This is a genomic window from Pseudomonas sp. LAIL14HWK12:I7 (assembly GCF_000483465.1).
Classification (GTDB): Bacteria; Pseudomonadota; Gammaproteobacteria; order Pseudomonadales; family Pseudomonadaceae; genus Aquipseudomonas; species Aquipseudomonas kermanshahensis.
Window position 1 is genome coordinate 49,168 of sequence record NZ_AXYZ01000001.1, and the last position, 14,464, is coordinate 63,631.

At 62.5% G+C, this 14,464-nt stretch carries 15 protein-coding genes; 5 read left to right on the forward strand and 10 right to left on the reverse strand.

Translation table 11 applies throughout. The annotated features are described in order from the left end of the window. Nucleotides 1–37 precede the first annotated feature (37 nt). Complete coding sequence (gene katE / locus D886_RS0100235) at nt 38–2,182, reverse strand: catalase HPII (RefSeq protein ID WP_027591983.1); 2,145 nt, start codon at nt 2,180–2,182, stop codon at nt 38–40. A 226-nt stretch (nt 2,183–2,408) separates the two neighbouring features. On the opposite strand from katE, the gene D886_RS0100240 reads away from it, so the two are divergent. From D886_RS0100240 to D886_RS0100250, 3 genes are all read left to right on the forward strand, one after another. After that, the gene (locus D886_RS0100240) at nt 2,409–3,416 is read left to right on the forward strand and encodes a methionine ABC transporter ATP-binding protein (RefSeq protein WP_027591984.1); all 1,008 of its coding nucleotides are present in this window, start codon (nt 2,409–2,411) and stop codon (nt 3,414–3,416) included. After that, nucleotides 3,416–4,087 carry a methionine ABC transporter permease gene (locus D886_RS0100245; protein WP_027591985.1) on the forward strand — a complete coding sequence of 224 codons (672 nt, stop codon included), beginning with the start codon at nt 3,416–3,418 and terminating at the stop codon, nt 4,085–4,087. The genes D886_RS0100240 and D886_RS0100245 overlap by 1 nt, the downstream gene beginning before the upstream one ends. Nucleotides 4,088–4,151: 64 nt before the next feature. Continuing rightward, entirely contained in the window at nt 4,152–4,922 is a 771-nt protein-coding gene (locus D886_RS0100250; RefSeq protein ID WP_027591986.1) for a MetQ/NlpA family ABC transporter substrate-binding protein, read from the forward strand. Between the two features lie 121 nt (nt 4,923–5,043). Here the strand turns inward: D886_RS0100250 and D886_RS0100255 are convergent, their stop codons facing one another. From D886_RS0100255 to D886_RS0100275, 5 genes are read right to left on the reverse strand one after another with little or no spacing between them, the layout of a single operon-like run. Continuing rightward, nucleotides 5,044–5,676, reverse strand: coding sequence for an SCO family protein (locus tag D886_RS0100255; RefSeq protein ID WP_027591987.1), 633 nt, complete (start codon nt 5,674–5,676; stop codon nt 5,044–5,046). Then, a complete protein-coding gene (cyoE, locus tag D886_RS0100260) occupies nt 5,673–6,566 on the reverse strand; it encodes a heme o synthase (RefSeq protein WP_027591988.1) in 894 nt (297 codons plus the stop codon). The genes D886_RS0100255 and cyoE overlap by 4 nt, the downstream gene beginning before the upstream one ends. Further along, a complete protein-coding gene (locus tag D886_RS0100265) occupies nt 6,551–7,624 on the reverse strand; it encodes a heme A synthase (protein WP_027591989.1) in 1,074 nt (357 codons plus the stop codon). Before D886_RS0100265 ends, cyoE begins: the two co-directional genes overlap by 16 nt. A gap of 9 nt (nt 7,625–7,633) precedes the next feature. Further along, nucleotides 7,634–8,218 carry a hypothetical protein gene (locus tag D886_RS0100270; protein ID WP_027591990.1) on the reverse strand — a complete coding sequence of 195 codons (585 nt, stop codon included), beginning with the start codon at nt 8,216–8,218 and terminating at the stop codon, nt 7,634–7,636. Then, entirely contained in the window at nt 8,184–8,927 is a 744-nt protein-coding gene (locus D886_RS0100275) for an SURF1 family protein (RefSeq protein WP_027591991.1), read from the reverse strand. Before D886_RS0100275 ends, D886_RS0100270 begins: the two co-directional genes overlap by 35 nt. 51 nt (nt 8,928–8,978) lie before the next feature. On the opposite strand from D886_RS0100275, the gene D886_RS0100280 reads away from it, so the two are divergent. Next, complete coding sequence (locus tag D886_RS0100280; protein ID WP_027591992.1) at nt 8,979–9,182, forward strand: twin transmembrane helix small protein; 204 nt, start codon at nt 8,979–8,981, stop codon at nt 9,180–9,182. A 32-nt stretch (nt 9,183–9,214) separates the two neighbouring features. Here the strand turns inward: D886_RS0100280 and D886_RS0100285 are convergent, their stop codons facing one another. Genes D886_RS0100285 through coxB form a run of 4 tightly spaced genes read right to left on the reverse strand, consistent with a single transcriptional unit; the run spans nt 9,215 to nt 13,448 of the window. Continuing rightward, nucleotides 9,215–10,102 (reverse strand): cytochrome c oxidase subunit 3, encoded by an 888-nt coding sequence (locus D886_RS0100285; protein WP_027591993.1) that lies wholly within the window; start codon nt 10,100–10,102, stop codon nt 9,215–9,217. 16 nt (nt 10,103–10,118) lie between these two features. Next, complete coding sequence (locus tag D886_RS0100290) at nt 10,119–10,685, reverse strand: cytochrome c oxidase assembly protein (protein ID WP_027591994.1); 567 nt, start codon at nt 10,683–10,685, stop codon at nt 10,119–10,121. Nucleotides 10,686–10,687: 2 nt separating this feature from the next. Continuing rightward, nucleotides 10,688–12,277 carry a cytochrome c oxidase subunit I gene (gene ctaD, locus D886_RS0100295; protein ID WP_027591995.1) on the reverse strand — a complete coding sequence of 530 codons (1,590 nt, stop codon included), beginning with the start codon at nt 12,275–12,277 and terminating at the stop codon, nt 10,688–10,690. Between the two features lie 43 nt (nt 12,278–12,320). After that, nucleotides 12,321–13,448, reverse strand: a complete 1,128-nt coding sequence (coxB, locus tag D886_RS0100300) for a cytochrome c oxidase subunit II (RefSeq protein ID WP_027591996.1) — start codon at nt 13,446–13,448, stop codon at nt 12,321–12,323. A gap of 368 nt (nt 13,449–13,816) precedes the next feature. Here coxB and D886_RS0100305 point away from each other — a divergent pair, with 368 nt between their 5' ends. Next, the gene (locus D886_RS0100305; RefSeq protein ID WP_027591997.1) at nt 13,817–14,458 is read left to right on the forward strand and encodes a hypothetical protein; all 642 of its coding nucleotides are present in this window, start codon (nt 13,817–13,819) and stop codon (nt 14,456–14,458) included. Nucleotides 14,459–14,464: the final 6 nt, after the last annotated feature.

Genomic DNA, 14,464 nt, shown 5'->3' on the forward strand with positions numbered 1-14,464 from the left:
GCTGGCTTGCCTGCGATGGGCTGCAAAGCAGCCCCCCTTAGGCCGGCACCGCCTCAGCAGCCGCCTCCCGCTCCCAAACCCGATGCCCCTCTACCGCTTTCACAAAGGCATCCACGGTTTTCTGGTCATCCCCCAGCAGCAAGCCCTTGTCTTCCTTGAGCCCCAAGCTGCCCAGCAATGCCTTGCCTTCCTTGGCCAACGCGATCGCCTTCAGGTGCTTGTAGCCCTCCAGCAGGAAGTGCTTGGCCAGCCCACTGGCGCCCAACGCATCCAGCGACGCCTTGCCAGCCGGCACCAGAATGCCGTCGAACATGATCGAAGGCATGCCCTCCATCGACGCATCCACCGGTAGCGGCTTGCCTTGGGCGGTTTTAACCGGCGCCGAACTTGGCCCCAGCACCAGAATGCGCGCACTGTGCGCCTCCAGCGCCTTGACCAACTGATCGACACTCGCCCCATCCACCCCATCTGCCACCAGCACGGCAATTTTGCGGCCTTTGATACCGACACTGCCCGGGTGATTCATCTGGCTCAAGGCCGGTGATTGCGCCAACTTGCTGCCTTTGACCTGCACCGTGCCAGCCTTGGGCGCAGGCAAGCCGAGGTTGGCTGCCACCGCTGCTGCCAGCTTCAGGTCGATGTTGGCCAGAATCTCGTTCACCTCACGCACGCGGATGTGCTCGCGCTCCACTTTGCCCAGCTCGAAGCTGTACGCCTTGATGATGTGCTGCTGCTCATTGGGGCTCATGCTGTGGAAGAACAAACGCGCCTGCGAGAAGTGATCGCCGAACGACTCGCTGCGCTGGCGAATCTTCACCGCGTCGATGCGTTCCTGATAACTCTCAAAGCCGCCATCCTGGGCCGCGGCAGGGGTTTCTTTCGGCCAGCCGCCGTCAATCGAGTTGGGTTCGTAGGACGCGCGGCCCTTGTGGATAGTCTGCCGGTGCAGCGCGTCACGCTGGTTGTTATGGTTCGGCGCGACCGGGCGGTTGATCGGAATCTCATGGAAGTTCGGCCCACCCAGCCGGCTCAGTTGCGTGTCGGTATAGGAGAACAACCGGCCTTGCAGCAGGGGGTCATTGGAAAAGTCGATGCCCGGCACGATATGCCCCGGGCAGAACGCGACCTGCTCCACTTCGGCAAAGAAATTGTCGGGGTTACGGTTGAGCACCATCTTGCCCAACGGTGTAACCGGCACCAGTTCTTCGGGGATGATCTTGGTGGGGTCGAGCAGGTCGAACTCGAATGTGTGCTCATCGGCTTCCGGCACGATCTGTACGCCCAGCTCCCACTCAGGGTAGTCGCCGGTCTCGATGGCCTCGCTCAGGTCGCGGCGGTGGAAGTCGGTGTCCTTGCCCGCAAGCTTTTGCGCTTCGTCCCACAGCACGGAGTGCACGCCTTGGCGCGGCTTCCAGTGGAACTTGACGAAGCTGGCCACGCCTTCGGCATTGATCAGGCGGAAGGTGTGGATGCCAAAGCCCTCCATCATCCGCAGGCTGCGCGGGATGGCGCGGTCAGACATGGCCCACATGACCATGTGCGCCGACTCGGGCACCAGCGAAACGAAGTCCCAGAACGTGTCGTGGGCCGAACCGCCGGTGGGCATCTCGTTGTGCGGCTCGGGCTTCACCGCATGCACGAAGTCGGGGAACTTGATCGCATCCTGGATGAAGAACACCGGCATGTTGTTGCCAACCAGGTCGAAATTGCCTTCATCGGTATAGAACTTGACGGCAAAACCACGCACATCGCGCACCGTGTCACCCGACCCACGCGGGCCCTGCACGGTGGAAAAGCGCACGAACACCGGGGTGATCTTCTCAGGGTCCTGCAGGAAACCGGCCTTGGTCAGCTCGGCGTGGTTGCCGTAGCTCTGGAAGTAACCATGGGCGCCGGTGCCTCGGGCATGGACGATGCGTTCAGGGATGCGCTCATGATCGAAGTGGGTGATCTTCTCGCGCATGATGAAGTCTTCGAGCAGCGAAGGCCCACGTGGCCCGGCCTTTAGGGTGTTCTGGTTGTCGGCGATCTTCACGCCTTGATTGGTGCGCAGGGCCTGGCCTGTGGCATCGCTGCGCACGCCTTCAAGGCTCTGCAGCTTGGTATTGGTATTGGCATGATCAGGGCTGTTGACCCCGGCGGCCTGGCTTTCTTTGGGTGCATCAACTTTCTTGCTGGGCATGGTCGGCTTTCCTCATCAGTCATCAGGCATTGCCCGTGAGGGCTTGTTCTATTAGTGACTGGAGCCCGATTGGCTACGTTCAATAAGCTTTACCGGTTGTCGCGTTATGCCCGCCGGGTTGGTGCATTACGAAATAAATGCTAAGAACAGCTATGGGAAAAGGCTAAAATGCGCCACCCCAGCTAACCGCTGCCCCAAATTCCATGCGCCCCACAAGGTTCGCTACGTGATCGAGTTCCAACATGTGCACAAGACCTACCGCGTCGCCGGTAGGGAAATCCCCGCCCTCAACCCGACCAGCCTGACCATCGAAGATGGCCAGGTGTTCGGCCTGATCGGCCACTCCGGCGCTGGCAAAAGCACCCTGCTGCGCCTGATCAACCGCCTCGAAGAGCCTTCGGGCGGCAAGATCATTGTCGATGGCGAGGACGTCACCGCGTTCAACGCCAACCAGCTGCGCGGCTTCCGGCAGCAGGTCGGGATGATTTTCCAACACTTCAACCTGCTGGCCTCCAAGACCGTGGCCGACAACGTGGCCCTGCCATTGACCCTGGCCGGCGAGCTGTCGCGCAGCGACATCGACAAGCGCGTCACCGAGCTGCTGGCCCGCGTCGGCTTGCAAGACCACGCCAAGAAGTACCCCGCGCAGTTGTCGGGCGGCCAGAAGCAGCGCGTCGGCATCGCCCGCGCCCTGTCTACCAACCCGAAGATCCTGCTGTGCGACGAAGCCACCAGCGCGCTTGACCCGCAGACCACTGCATCGGTGCTGCAACTGCTGGCCGAGATCAACCGTGAGCTGAAGCTGACCATCGTCCTGATCACCCACGAAATGGACGTGATCCGCCGTGTCTGCGACCGCGTGGCCGTGATGGACGCTGGGCAGATCGTCGAACAAGGGCCGGTGGCCGATGTGTTCCTGCACCCGCAGCACGCGACTACCAAGCGTTTCGTCCAGGAGGACGAGCAGGTCGATGAAGGCGAGCAGCGTGATGACTTCGCCCACGTACCCGGCCGCATCGTACGCCTGACCTTCCAGGGCGAGGCCACCTACGCACCGCTGCTGGGCACCGTCGCCCGCGAGACGGGCGTTGACTACAGCATCCTGGCCGGGCGTATCGACCGCATCAAGGATGTCCCCTATGGGCAGCTGACCCTGGCCGTCACCGGCGGCGACATGGAAGCGGCGTTCGACCGCTTCAAGGCAGCTGACGTACATATGGAGGTACTGCGTTGATGGACGCCCTGAATTTCTTTGCCAACGTCGACTGGGCCGAAATCTGGCTGGCCACCATCGACACCATGATCATGCTGTTCGGCTCGCTGTTCTTCACCGTGCTGCTGGGCCTGCCATTGGGCGTGCTGCTGTTCCTTTGCGGGCCGCGCCAGATGTTCGAGCAAAAAGGTGTGTACGCGCTGCTGTCGCTGGTCGTCAACATCCTGCGTTCGCTGCCGTTCATCATTTTGCTGATCGTGATGATCCCGATCACCGTGCTGATCACCGGCACCTCGCTGGGCGTCGCCGGCGCCATTCCGCCACTGGTGGTCGGGGCCACGCCGTTCTTCGCACGCCTGGTCGAAACCGCCCTGCGTGAAGTGGACCGCGGCATCATCGAAGCCACCCAGTCGATGGGCGCCACAACGCGCCAGATCATCACCAGCGCGCTGCTGCCCGAAGCCCGTCCCGGCATCTTCGCGGCCATCACCGTGACCGCCATTACCCTGGTGTCGTACACCGCCATGGCCGGTGTGGTCGGCGCGGGCGGCCTGGGCGACCTGGCCATCCGCTTTGGCTACCAGCGCTTCCAGACCGATGTCATGGTCGTGACCGTGGTGCTGTTGCTGGTGCTGGTTCAGGTGCTGCAGAGCGTGGGCGACAAACTGGTCGTGCATTTTTCCCGTAAGTAACCCCAATGGGGTCGGCCTGGCCGACCCGTTCGGGGGCCGTCGCGGCCCTCACAAGGAGTGATCAATGAAGAAGCTGCTTGCTGTTGCTGCCGCTGTCGCGGCCTTCTCGGCCCACGCCGATACCCTGACCGTCGCCGCCACGCCGGTGCCGCACGCCGAGATCCTCAACTTCGTCAAACCGCAACTGGCGAAAGAAGGCGTGGAGCTGAAGGTCAAGGAATTCACCGACTACATCCAGCCGAACGTGCAGGTGGCCGAGAAGCGCCTGGACGCCAACTTTTTCCAGCACCAGCCGTACCTGGATGAGTTCAACAAGGCCAAGGGCACCGACCTGGTCAGCGTGACCGGCGTGCACATCGAGCCGCTGGGCGTTTACTCGACCAAGGTCAAGAAGCTCGACGAGCTGCCCTCCGGCGCTACCGTGGTCATCCCCAACGACGCCACCAACGGCGGCCGCGCGCTGCTGCTGCTGGACAAGGCCGGCGTGATCAAGCTCAAGGACAACAAGAACATCCTGTCGACCGTTAAGGATGTTGCACAAAACCCGAAAAACGTGAAGTTCCGTGAGCTGGAAGCGGCCACCATCCCGCGCGTGCTGACCCAGGTCGATGCGGCCCTGATCAACACCAACTACGCGTTGGAAGCCAAGCTGAACCCTGAGAAAGACGCGCTGGCCATCGAAGGCAGCGACTCGCCATACGTGAACATCCTGGTTGCCCGCCCGGACAACAAAGACTCCGAAGACATGAAGAAACTGGCGGCCGCGCTGCACTCGCCAGAGGTGAAGCAGTTCATCAACGAGAAGTACAAGGGCGCTGTCGTACCGGCGTTCTAAGCTTCTAGATCACGCTGGATTCTTCGCGGGGCAAGCCCGCTCCCACAGGTACATCGCTAGCCTCAGGCTTTGGGATGATGCTGTGGGAGCGGGCTTGCCCCGCGAAGCTTTTAAAGCCTGTTTAGTCCCGCTTGACCAGCCCCGGCAACTGCGCCACCAGCTTCTGGTTGTTGAACGGCGCACGAATGAACCCGCGCTGACGCCCATCCGGCCCAACGATCGCCAGGTTGCCGCTGTGATCCACGGTATACCCAGGCTTACTGGTATCGGCCGGAATGAACGGAATGCTCAAGGCATTCGCCAGCTTCTGGGTGTCTTCGATCGACCCCGCCACCCCGACAAAATCTTTGTCGAAGTAGCCCAGGTACTGCTTGAGCTGGTTCGGCGTGTCGCGGTTCGGGTCCACGCTCACCAGCACCACCTGCAACCGGTCCACGGCTTCCTTGGGCAATTCGCTCTTCACCTGGCGTAACTGGGCCAGGGTGGTGGGGCAGATGTCTGGGCAATAGGTGTAGCCGAAGAACAGCAGCGACCATTTCCCCTTGAGGTCATCCAGTTGCACGGGCTGGCCATCCTGGTTGGTCATGGTCACGTCCGCCACCGTACGGCTCTGCGGCAAGAGGATGATGCCGGCGTCGATCAGCTCGGTGGGGTTCGGCTGATCGCGGCCATTGAGCACCTTGTTGACGGTCAGGCCCAGGATCAACGCGACCAGGGCGACGAGGATGAAGACGGTTTTCTGGGTTCGGGTCATAGGTTCAACAACAGGTAGTGGTCAATGAGCAACGCGATGAACAGCGCGAACAAGTAGCCGATAGAGTACTTGAAGGTGCCAATCGCCGCGTGCGGCCGGCTGCCACGGTACAACACCCAGGCCCACTGCAGGAAGCGCAGGCCCAAGGCGAGGGCACAAGCGAGGTACAACGGGCCGCTCATGTGGATGGCATAGGGCAGCAGGCTCACCGCCAGCAAAATCAGGGTGTAGAGCAGGATATGCAGCGTGGTGTAGCGCTCGCCATGGGTCACCGGCAGCATCGGGATATCGGCCTTGGCGTACTCCGCTTTGCGGTGGATGGCCAAGGCCCAGAAGTGCGGTGGGGTCCAGGCGAAGATGATCAGCACCAGCAACAGCGGCTCGGCACTGACATGGCCGCTGACCGCCACCCAGCCAAGCAGTGGCGGCGCCGCGCCGGCCAGGCCACCAATCACGATGTTCTGCGGCGTGGCACGCTTCAAGAAGCCGGTGTAGAGCACCGCATAGCCCAGCAACGACGCCAGTGTCAGCCAGGCGGTCAGGCTGTTGGTGAACACCAGCAACAGCGCCATGCCCAGCACCGCCAGTGCCAACGCAAAGGCCAGCGCCGGTAGCGGCGCGACCCGGCCTGTGGCCAACGGCCGTTTGTGGGTACGCGCCATCAAGGCGTCGATGCGCCGGTCTACCACGTGGTTGACCACCGCCGCGGCGCCCGCACACAGGCCAATGCCCAGGTTGCCGAACAGCAGCACGCTCCAGGCAACGCCTGCGCGGCTGGCGAGGAACATGCCTGCCAGGGAGGTGATCAACATCAGCACCACCACCTTGGGCTTGGTCAGCTCCAGATAATCGCGCCAACCTGCCCGTCGTACGCTTAGAAGCGTCGCCACGAATCGTTCCTCATAGGGTGGGAGATATCCACGCCCACCACCGGCGTCAGGCGCCAGCCATGGCCGACGCGCACTTTGTCGACCACGCGGATGCGGTAATTGACCAGCACCATGCTCATCAACAGCATGGCCCCGCCTGCGTTATGGGCCACTGCCACGCCAAGCGGCAGGTGGAACAGCACGTTGCTGATGCCCAGGCCGACCTGCACGGCCAAGGCCAGCAACACCAGCCGGGCCAGGCCAGAAAGGCCGCAGCGGTAAAGCTTGAAGCTCAGCATCAGCAGCACGGCACTGACCAGCAAGGCACCCAGCCGGTGGCTGATGTGGATGGCCGTGCGCGCATCGCTGTCCAGTTGCCCGCCCAGGTAGTTGGGGCCGACGTGCTGGGTCAGGTGAAAGCCGTTGCTGAAGTCCGCTGCCGGCCACCATTGGCCGTGGCAGGTCGGCAAGTCGATACAGGCGACCGCCGCATAGTTGGCGCTGACCCAGCCCCCCAGGGCGATCTGGCCGATCACCACCAACAGCGCCAGGGCCGCGATGCGGCGCAGGCTCAACGGCAGTTTTGGCAATGGCGCAAAGGCCCGGGATAGACGCAGAGACAGCAGAAACAGCAGGCTCAAGGTGGTGAACCCACCCAGCAGGTGCGCGGTGACCACTTGCGGCCACAGCTTGAGGGTTACTGTCCACATGCCAAACGCCGCCTGGGCCAACACCACCCCCAGCAACAGCACCGGCAAGCGGTAGGGCTGGCCATCACGTGCATGCCGGCGCACGGCCTGCAAGGCCAGCCAGGCAATCACCAGCGCCAGGGTGCCGGCGAAGTAGCGATGGACCATCTCGGCCCAGCCCTTGGCGGCTTCCACCGGGTGCTCGGGGAAGTGCATTTCGGCATGGGCCAGCTGGGCGTCGGTCTTCGGCACACTGATAAAGCCATAGCAGCCGGGCCAATCGGGGCAGCCCAGGCCTGCATGGGTCAGGCGGGTATAGGCGCCCAGCAGCACGACCAGCAGTGCCAGCAGGGTGGCGAACACAGCGAGGCGGAATCCGGGTCTGGCCATGACAGGCTCCTAGCCGATGTTGGACAACTTAAGCAGGTGGCGCAGGTCGTCCAGCACGTGCTTGCCGTTGACCTTGGCGTCGTAACGCAGCACCAGGTTGCCGTGCGGGTCGACGATCCACAGTTGCGGGCCAAGCTCACCGACCTTGTTCAGGTAGCGCTGGGCATCCAGCGGGTAGCGTTGCAACTGCGGGTACTCCCGGCCGAGCAGCGCCTGGTAGTCAGCGCTCAATGGCTGCGCGGCAGCCAGCGCATGGCTGGCACGGCCGGCATCACGGCCCAGGCCAACTTGTATCTGCCGGGCCAGGTACACCAGGCGCTGGCAATCTTCGGCGCAGGCCTCGGGCGTGCTGACCAACACTTGCCAGCGCGCGTCCTGGCCATCGATGCCGATATCGCTGCGGCTCTCGCCGTTGCCGATCATCGCGCCGTGGTAGCTGCGGCCGTCTGGCACCCAGAACTTGAGCTTGTACATGCTGGTGGCCAGGATCATCGGGCCGAGCACTACCAGCAGAATCAGAATCAGCTGCAAACGCCCGCGGGTTCTGGGCTTGCTGCGTTCAGGCACGTCCAGTGGACGGGTGGCGGCGGCCATGGTGGTTCTCCTTTTTGTTGTTGTGCCAGCCAAAATAGAGGTAGAGCAGCACCAGCGCGGTGGCCAGGGCAAACCACTGCACCGCATAGCCCAGGTGCTTTTCCGGCCCCAGCGCAACGACCGGCCAACCCAGGCGATAGCTGGCCGGCCCGGGCTCCAAGCGCAGCTCATGGGCGTAGCCTTCGCGGCCCAATTGCTGCCACAGCTGGGCGGCATTGATGGCCGTCAGCAAGTGCGGCCATTGGCCGCCGGCGGGGTCCGGGTGCAGCTGGAAGGTGCTGCCAGGCGCCACATACACCGATGCGTCCAGCGCCAGCGGCTGCGCCGGGGTTGCGAAGTGCACCGGCACGCGGCGGTCCGGCCACGGCAACCAGCCGCGGTTGACCAGCAACCACAGCCCACTGGCCTGGTCATGGAAGGGCTGCAACAGCTCGACGCCGGCCTCGCCGTCGCGCATTCGGTTATCCAGCAGCAGGCTGTGTTCACCATCGAAACGGCCGTACAGGTGCACACGGCGGTAGGCGGCATCGTCGCGTTGCTGCAACTGGGCAGTGGAGAGCGGCGTGTCGAGGCTGCGCTCGGCATAGGTCGCCAGCAGCGCGCGCTTTTCGTCGGCGCGGCCCAATTGCCAGCAGCCAAGCGCGATCAACCCCGGTAGCAGCGCAAGCACCACCAGGGTCGGGACCCAACCTGGGCGAAACGGCCTCACAGGCGCCTCGCTATACTTATCCACATCACCGCATCCCCCCGGAGAAGCGCCATGCTCAAGGCCGCGATTGTCCTGATGCTGTTGGCCACGGTTGCCAGCCTGTTCAGTGGCCTGGTGTTCCTGGTCAAGGACGACGAAAACTCGACCCGCTTGCTGAAGGCACTGACCGTGCGCGTGACCCTGGCGGCCCTGACCATCGGCCTGGTGGCCTACGGCTTCATCAGTGGCCAGCTGGTGTCACACGCCCCCTTCTGAACCTGTATCGCCTTGACTGGCCTGCACATGTGTCAAAGCACATACACAAAGATGAACAGCCCCACCCACACCACATCGACGAAGTGCCAGTACCAGCTGGCCGCTTCGAAGCCGAAGTGTTTGTCGGGGTTGAAGTGCCCGCGCAGGATGCGCACGAACATCACGATCAAGATGATCGTGCCCAGCGTCACGTGGGCGCCGTGGAAGCCGGTGAGCATGAAGAAGGTCGCGCCGTAGATCCCCGAGCCCAGCGTCAGCCCCAGCTTGGTATAGGCCTCGTGGTACTCGTAGGCCTGCAGCGTGATGAAGCTGATGCCCAGCGCGATGGTCAGCGCCATCCACAGTTTCAGCGCACCCCGGTGGTCACGCCGCAAGGCATGGTGGGCAATGGTGATGGTCACACTGGAGCTCACCAGCAAAATGGTGTTGATCAACGGCAAGTGCCAAGGGTCGATGACTTCCTTGGGCGGCGGGAACAGTTTCGGGTCAGGCGTGTGCAGCAGCGGCCAGGCAAACTCGAAGCTGGGCCACAGCATGTGCGCAACGCCTTTGGCCCCTTCACCGCCCAGCCAAGGCCCGGCCAATACGCGGACGTAGAACAGCGCGCCAAAAAAGGCCAGGAAGAACATCACCTCGGAAAAGATGAACCAGCTCATGCCCCAGCGGAACGAACGGTCCAGCTGCGGGCTGTACAGCCCGCCACGGCTTTCTTTCACCACCGCCCCGAACCAGCCGAACAGCATGTAGGCCAGGCACAGCGCGCCGACGAAGAAAATCAACGGCCCATGGGAGTCGGGGTGCCCGGCTTTCATGTCGTTGAACCAGGTGCCAAGGCCGAACACCGTGATGAACATGCCGACCGTCGCGATGATCGGCCACTTGCTCTGCGCCGGAACGTAGTAGTGCTCATGACTTGCCATTGCTGTTCTCCTTCCCTTAACGGGCGCCCTGGACGTCCTGGGCCGCAACATGCGCGACCGGCGGGTGGCGAGCGGTGATGTCGAACAAGGTGTAAGCCAGTGTCAGGTGCTTCACGCTGGCCGGCAGATCGCGGTCGACGATGAAGCGCACCGGCATCTCGATGCGTTCGCCGGGCTGCAGCACCTGCTGGGTAAAGCAGAAGCACTCGGTCTTGTGGAAGTACGCCGCGGCCTCGGCCGGGGTGATGCTGGGTATCGCCTGGGCGCTCATCGGCCGGTCGGTCGGGTTGCGCGCGACGAAGATCATCTGGTTGACCGCACCTGGGTTCACGTCGATCTGGTCGGCCGTGGAGTAGAAATCCCAGACCATGTCGCTGGCGTTGGTCGACATGAACTGCACCCGTACCGAGCGCGACGGGTCGCTGACCTGGCTGCCTTCGTACTGGCCGCCGGTCTTGCCATTGATGCCAAAGGCCTTGCACATCACGTCGTAGATCGGCACCAGGGCGAAACCGAAGGCGAACATCACCACCGTCAGCATCAGCAGGCGCATGACCAGGCGTTTGAGCGACAGGCCGTTCATGGCTATTTCACGTCCGGTGGCGTCTGGAAGGTGTGGTAAGGCGCAGGCGAGGGGATCGACCACTCCAGGCCTTCGGCACCGTCCCAGGGTTTGGCCGGCGCCGGGGCGCCGCCGCGGATGCACTTGATGACGATGAACAGGAAGAAGATCTGCGTGGCACCGAACATGAACGCGCCGATCGAGGAGACCATGTTGAAGTCGGCGAACTGCAGGTTGTAGTCCGGAATACGCCGCGGCATGCCCGCCAAGCCCACGAAGTGCATGGGGAAGAAGGCCATGTTCATGCCGACGAACGACAGCCAGAAGTGCAGCTTGCCGAGGGTTTCGTCATACATGTGGCCGGTCCACTTCGGCAGCCAGTAGTAGGCCGAGGCGAAGATGCCGAAGATCGCCCCAGGCACCAGCACGTAGTGGAAGTGCGCGACCACGAAGTACGTGTCGTGGTACTGGAAGTCGGCAGGCGCGATGGCCAGCATCAACCCGGAGAACCCGCCGATGGTGAACAGGATGACGAAGGCGATGGCGAACAGCATCGGCGTCTCGAAGGTCAGCGACCCTTCCCACATGGTGCTGACCCAGTTGAACACCTTCACCCCGGTCGGCACGGCAATGAGCATGGTGGCGTACATGAAGAAGAGCTCGCCCACCACCGGGATGCCGACCACGAACATGTGGTGCGCCCAGACGATGAACGACAGGAAGGCGATCGCCCCGGTGGCATAGACCATCGAGGTGTAGCCGAACAGCGGCTTGCGCGAGAACGCCGGGATGATCGAGCTGACCGCGCCGAACGCCGGCAGGATCATGATGTACACCTCGGGGTGGCCGAAGAACCAGAACACATGCTGGAACAGCACCGGGTCACCGCCACCCGCGGCGCTGAAGAAGCTGGTGCCGAAGTGGATGTCCATCAGCATCATGGTCACCACACCGGCCAGCACCGGCATCACGGCAATCAGCAGAAACGCGGTGATCAGCCAGGTCCAGACGAACAGCGGCATTTTCATCAAGGTCATGCCGGGGGCGCGCAGGTTGAGGATGGTGGCAATGACGTTGATCGCGCCCATGATCGAGCTGATGCCCATCAGGTGGATGGCAAAGATGAAGAAGGTCACGCTGGCCGGGGCATAGGTGGTCGACAATGGCGCGTAGAAGGTCCAGCCGAAGTTAGGCCCGCCGCCGGGGCTGAACAAGGTCGAGACCAGCAGCAGGAAGGCCGCAGGCAACAGCCAGAAGCTGAAGTTGTTCATCCGCGGCAGGGCCATGTCCGGCGCGCCAATCATCAGCGGGATCATCCAGTTGGCCAGGCCGACGAAGGCTGGCATCACCGCACCGAACACCATGATCAGCCCGTGCATGGTGGTCATCTGGTTGAAGAACGCTGGCTCGACGATCTGCAGCCCCGGCTGGAACAGCTCGGCGCGGATCACCATGGCGAACGAGCCACCGAGCAGGAACATCATGAAGGCGAACCACAGGTACATCGTGCCGATGTCCTTGTGGTTGGTGGTCAGCACCCAGCGCATCAGGCCCTTGGCCGGGCCGTGGGCATGCTCATGGCCGTGGGCGTGGTCGTCGATCACTGCACTCATGTCCTGTCTCCTGCAATCCATTGATTGCCGCGAGTAACCCGGTTCATTGCGCTTCTGCCTGCTTGAGCGCCAGCACATCCTTCGGCGTGACCATGTCGCCCTTGTTGTTGCCCCAGGCGTTGCGCTCGTAAGTGACCACGGCGGCAATGTCGACTTCCGAGAGCTGCTTGCCGAACGCGGCCATGGCCGTGCCGGGCTTGCCGTGGAAGACGATGCTCAGGTGGCCTTCCTTGGGCCCGGTGGCAATCTTCGAGCCCTTGAGGGCCGGGAACATCGGCGGCAGGCCCTGGCCTTCGGTCTGGTGACAGGCCACGCAGGTGGTGTGGTAGACCTTGTCGCCGCGCTCGACCAGCTCTTCGAGGGTCCACTCTTTGCTGGTCAGCTCCTTGAGCTTGGCCGCCTCGGCCTTGCGTTCGCCCAGCCAGGTGTCGTAATCGGCCTTGGACTTGACCTCGACCACCACCGGCATGAAGCCGTGGTCCTTGCCGCACAGCTCAGTGCACTGGCCGCGGTAGATGCCGGGCTTCTCGATGCGCGTCCAGGCCTCGTTGACGAAGCCTGGGATGGCATCACGCTTGACCGCGAACGCCGGCACCCACCAGGAATGGATCACGTCGGCGGCGGTTACCAGAAAACGCACTTTCGCGCCCACCGGCAGCACCAGCGGCTGGTCGACTTCGAGTAGGTAGTGCTCGTCCTTGGGGGCCTTGTTGTGAATCTGATCGGCGGGGGTGGCCAGGTTGCTGAAGAACTCCACGTCCTGGCCCAGGTACTTGTAGTGCCACTTCCACTGGTAGCCGGTGACCTGGATGTCGATGTCCGACTCACTGGCGTCGTAGATGTCGATCAGGGTCTTGGTCGCGGGGATGGCCATGGCCACCAGGATCAGAAACGGCACCACGGTCCACATGATTTCGACCCAGGTGTGCTCGTGAAAATGCGCTGCCTGTTGGCCTGTGGAACGGCGGTGGACGACCATCGACCAGAACATCGCGCCGAACACCACGATCCCGATGATCACGCAGATCCAGAAGATGGTCATGTGCAGGTCGAAGACGGCGTTGGAGACTTCCGTCGCCCCCGGGTGCATGTTGACGGTCCAGGCGGCGTTGGCCTGTCCGAAAACCGTCCACAACAGGAGGCCCATCCAGACATGTGGATGTCGCATCATTGCGGGTTCCCCTTCTAATTCTTGTAGTCCCGAAGGCGTGGCCTGCGGCAAGAGGGAACGGCGGTCAAGACTGCCTGGCTTCGACGACCGAGCCCCTGCAAAAGCAGACGGGCCTCATCAACGAATCACGTTCAACGGGAGTATAGACAGCGACCAATGGCACGCAATGCAGCCTGTGAAATGAACTTCACGAAATTGCCCAATGCCCTGAAAACCGCGCGCTTGATAGGATATGGCGCAATAGTGGCATACCGATATGCCAGAGCAAGCACACGTTTGCGCGGTTTATAACAAATACGTCTTAGGTATTCTGTATACCGAGCTAATTTAGTGTCTTCCGTTTGACACGTAATGTCCCTGGAGTTGTCATGAACATCGCTGCTGTACGCGAGCAGATTAGCCAAGCCCATCAACACGAACTTGAAACCGGCCAACTGAAAGAACGTCTAGAGCTACAACTGCCGCATTTGCACCCCTCGATCCAGCTACCTGAGCAGGACGCCCAGGGTAGTTTGGCGCGTTTCGTCAGCGCCTATATCGACCAGGTTCCAGAGCTGCTGGAGGCTGCCCACGAGGTAGCCCGTGAAGCGGGGATCGAGTCGCAGATCAAACCGGTACTGAAAATTGCCGAAGCTTATTTCCAGCAGCCGCCCACGGTGATGCAAGGGCATGTGGGGCTGGACTGCCTGCTGGACGAGGCCTACCTGGCGCATCGCCTGGTGGAAGAGGTCAACGACCTGTACATCCGCCACTTCAAGCAGCCGTTGATTCCGTTCGACACCACGATGGCCAACCTGATTGCCCATCAGCTGATCGGCGAGACCTTCGCCAACCAGCTCGATGAAGTGGTGCATCATTCGGTCGACGAGATGCTCAATGACGAGAGCTTTGCGGTGGAATCGGTGGAGGCTTATCGCGAGAAACTGAGCAGCCCGGAAACCGGCAACGCCTGGAAGCGTTGGCCGTGCCTGTCGCGTCAGCTGGGTGTTGAGCTGGGCCAGCCTGCCTGATACCCC

Excerpts from the sequence above, each read along its gene's own strand:
- D886_RS0100265 (WP_027591989.1), bottom strand. The coding sequence starts at position 7,624 with ATGGCCAGACCCGGATTCCGCCTCGCTGTGTTCGCCACCCTGCTGGCA.
- katE (WP_027591983.1), bottom strand. The coding sequence starts at position 2,182 with ATGCCCAGCAAGAAAGTTGATGCACCCAAAGAAAGCCAGGCCGCCGGG.
- D886_RS0100305 (WP_027591997.1), top strand. The coding sequence starts at position 13,817 with ATGAACATCGCTGCTGTACGCGAGCAGATTAGCCAAGCCCATCAACAC.
- D886_RS0100285 (WP_027591993.1), bottom strand. The coding sequence starts at position 10,102 with ATGGCAAGTCATGAGCACTACTACGTTCCGGCGCAGAGCAAGTGGCCG.
- D886_RS0100280 (WP_027591992.1), top strand. The coding sequence starts at position 8,979 with ATGCTCAAGGCCGCGATTGTCCTGATGCTGTTGGCCACGGTTGCCAGC.
- D886_RS0100255 (WP_027591987.1), bottom strand. The coding sequence starts at position 5,676 with ATGACCCGAACCCAGAAAACCGTCTTCATCCTCGTCGCCCTGGTCGCG.
- D886_RS0100245 (WP_027591985.1), top strand. The coding sequence starts at position 3,416 with ATGGACGCCCTGAATTTCTTTGCCAACGTCGACTGGGCCGAAATCTGG.
- coxB (WP_027591996.1), bottom strand. The coding sequence starts at position 13,448 with ATGATGCGACATCCACATGTCTGGATGGGCCTCCTGTTGTGGACGGTT.
- D886_RS0100290 (WP_027591994.1), bottom strand. The coding sequence starts at position 10,685 with ATGAACGGCCTGTCGCTCAAACGCCTGGTCATGCGCCTGCTGATGCTG.
- ctaD (WP_027591995.1), bottom strand. The coding sequence starts at position 12,277 with ATGAGTGCAGTGATCGACGACCACGCCCACGGCCATGAGCATGCCCAC.
- D886_RS0100270 (WP_027591990.1), bottom strand. The coding sequence starts at position 8,218 with ATGGCCGCCGCCACCCGTCCACTGGACGTGCCTGAACGCAGCAAGCCC.
- D886_RS0100250 (WP_027591986.1), top strand. The coding sequence starts at position 4,152 with ATGAAGAAGCTGCTTGCTGTTGCTGCCGCTGTCGCGGCCTTCTCGGCC.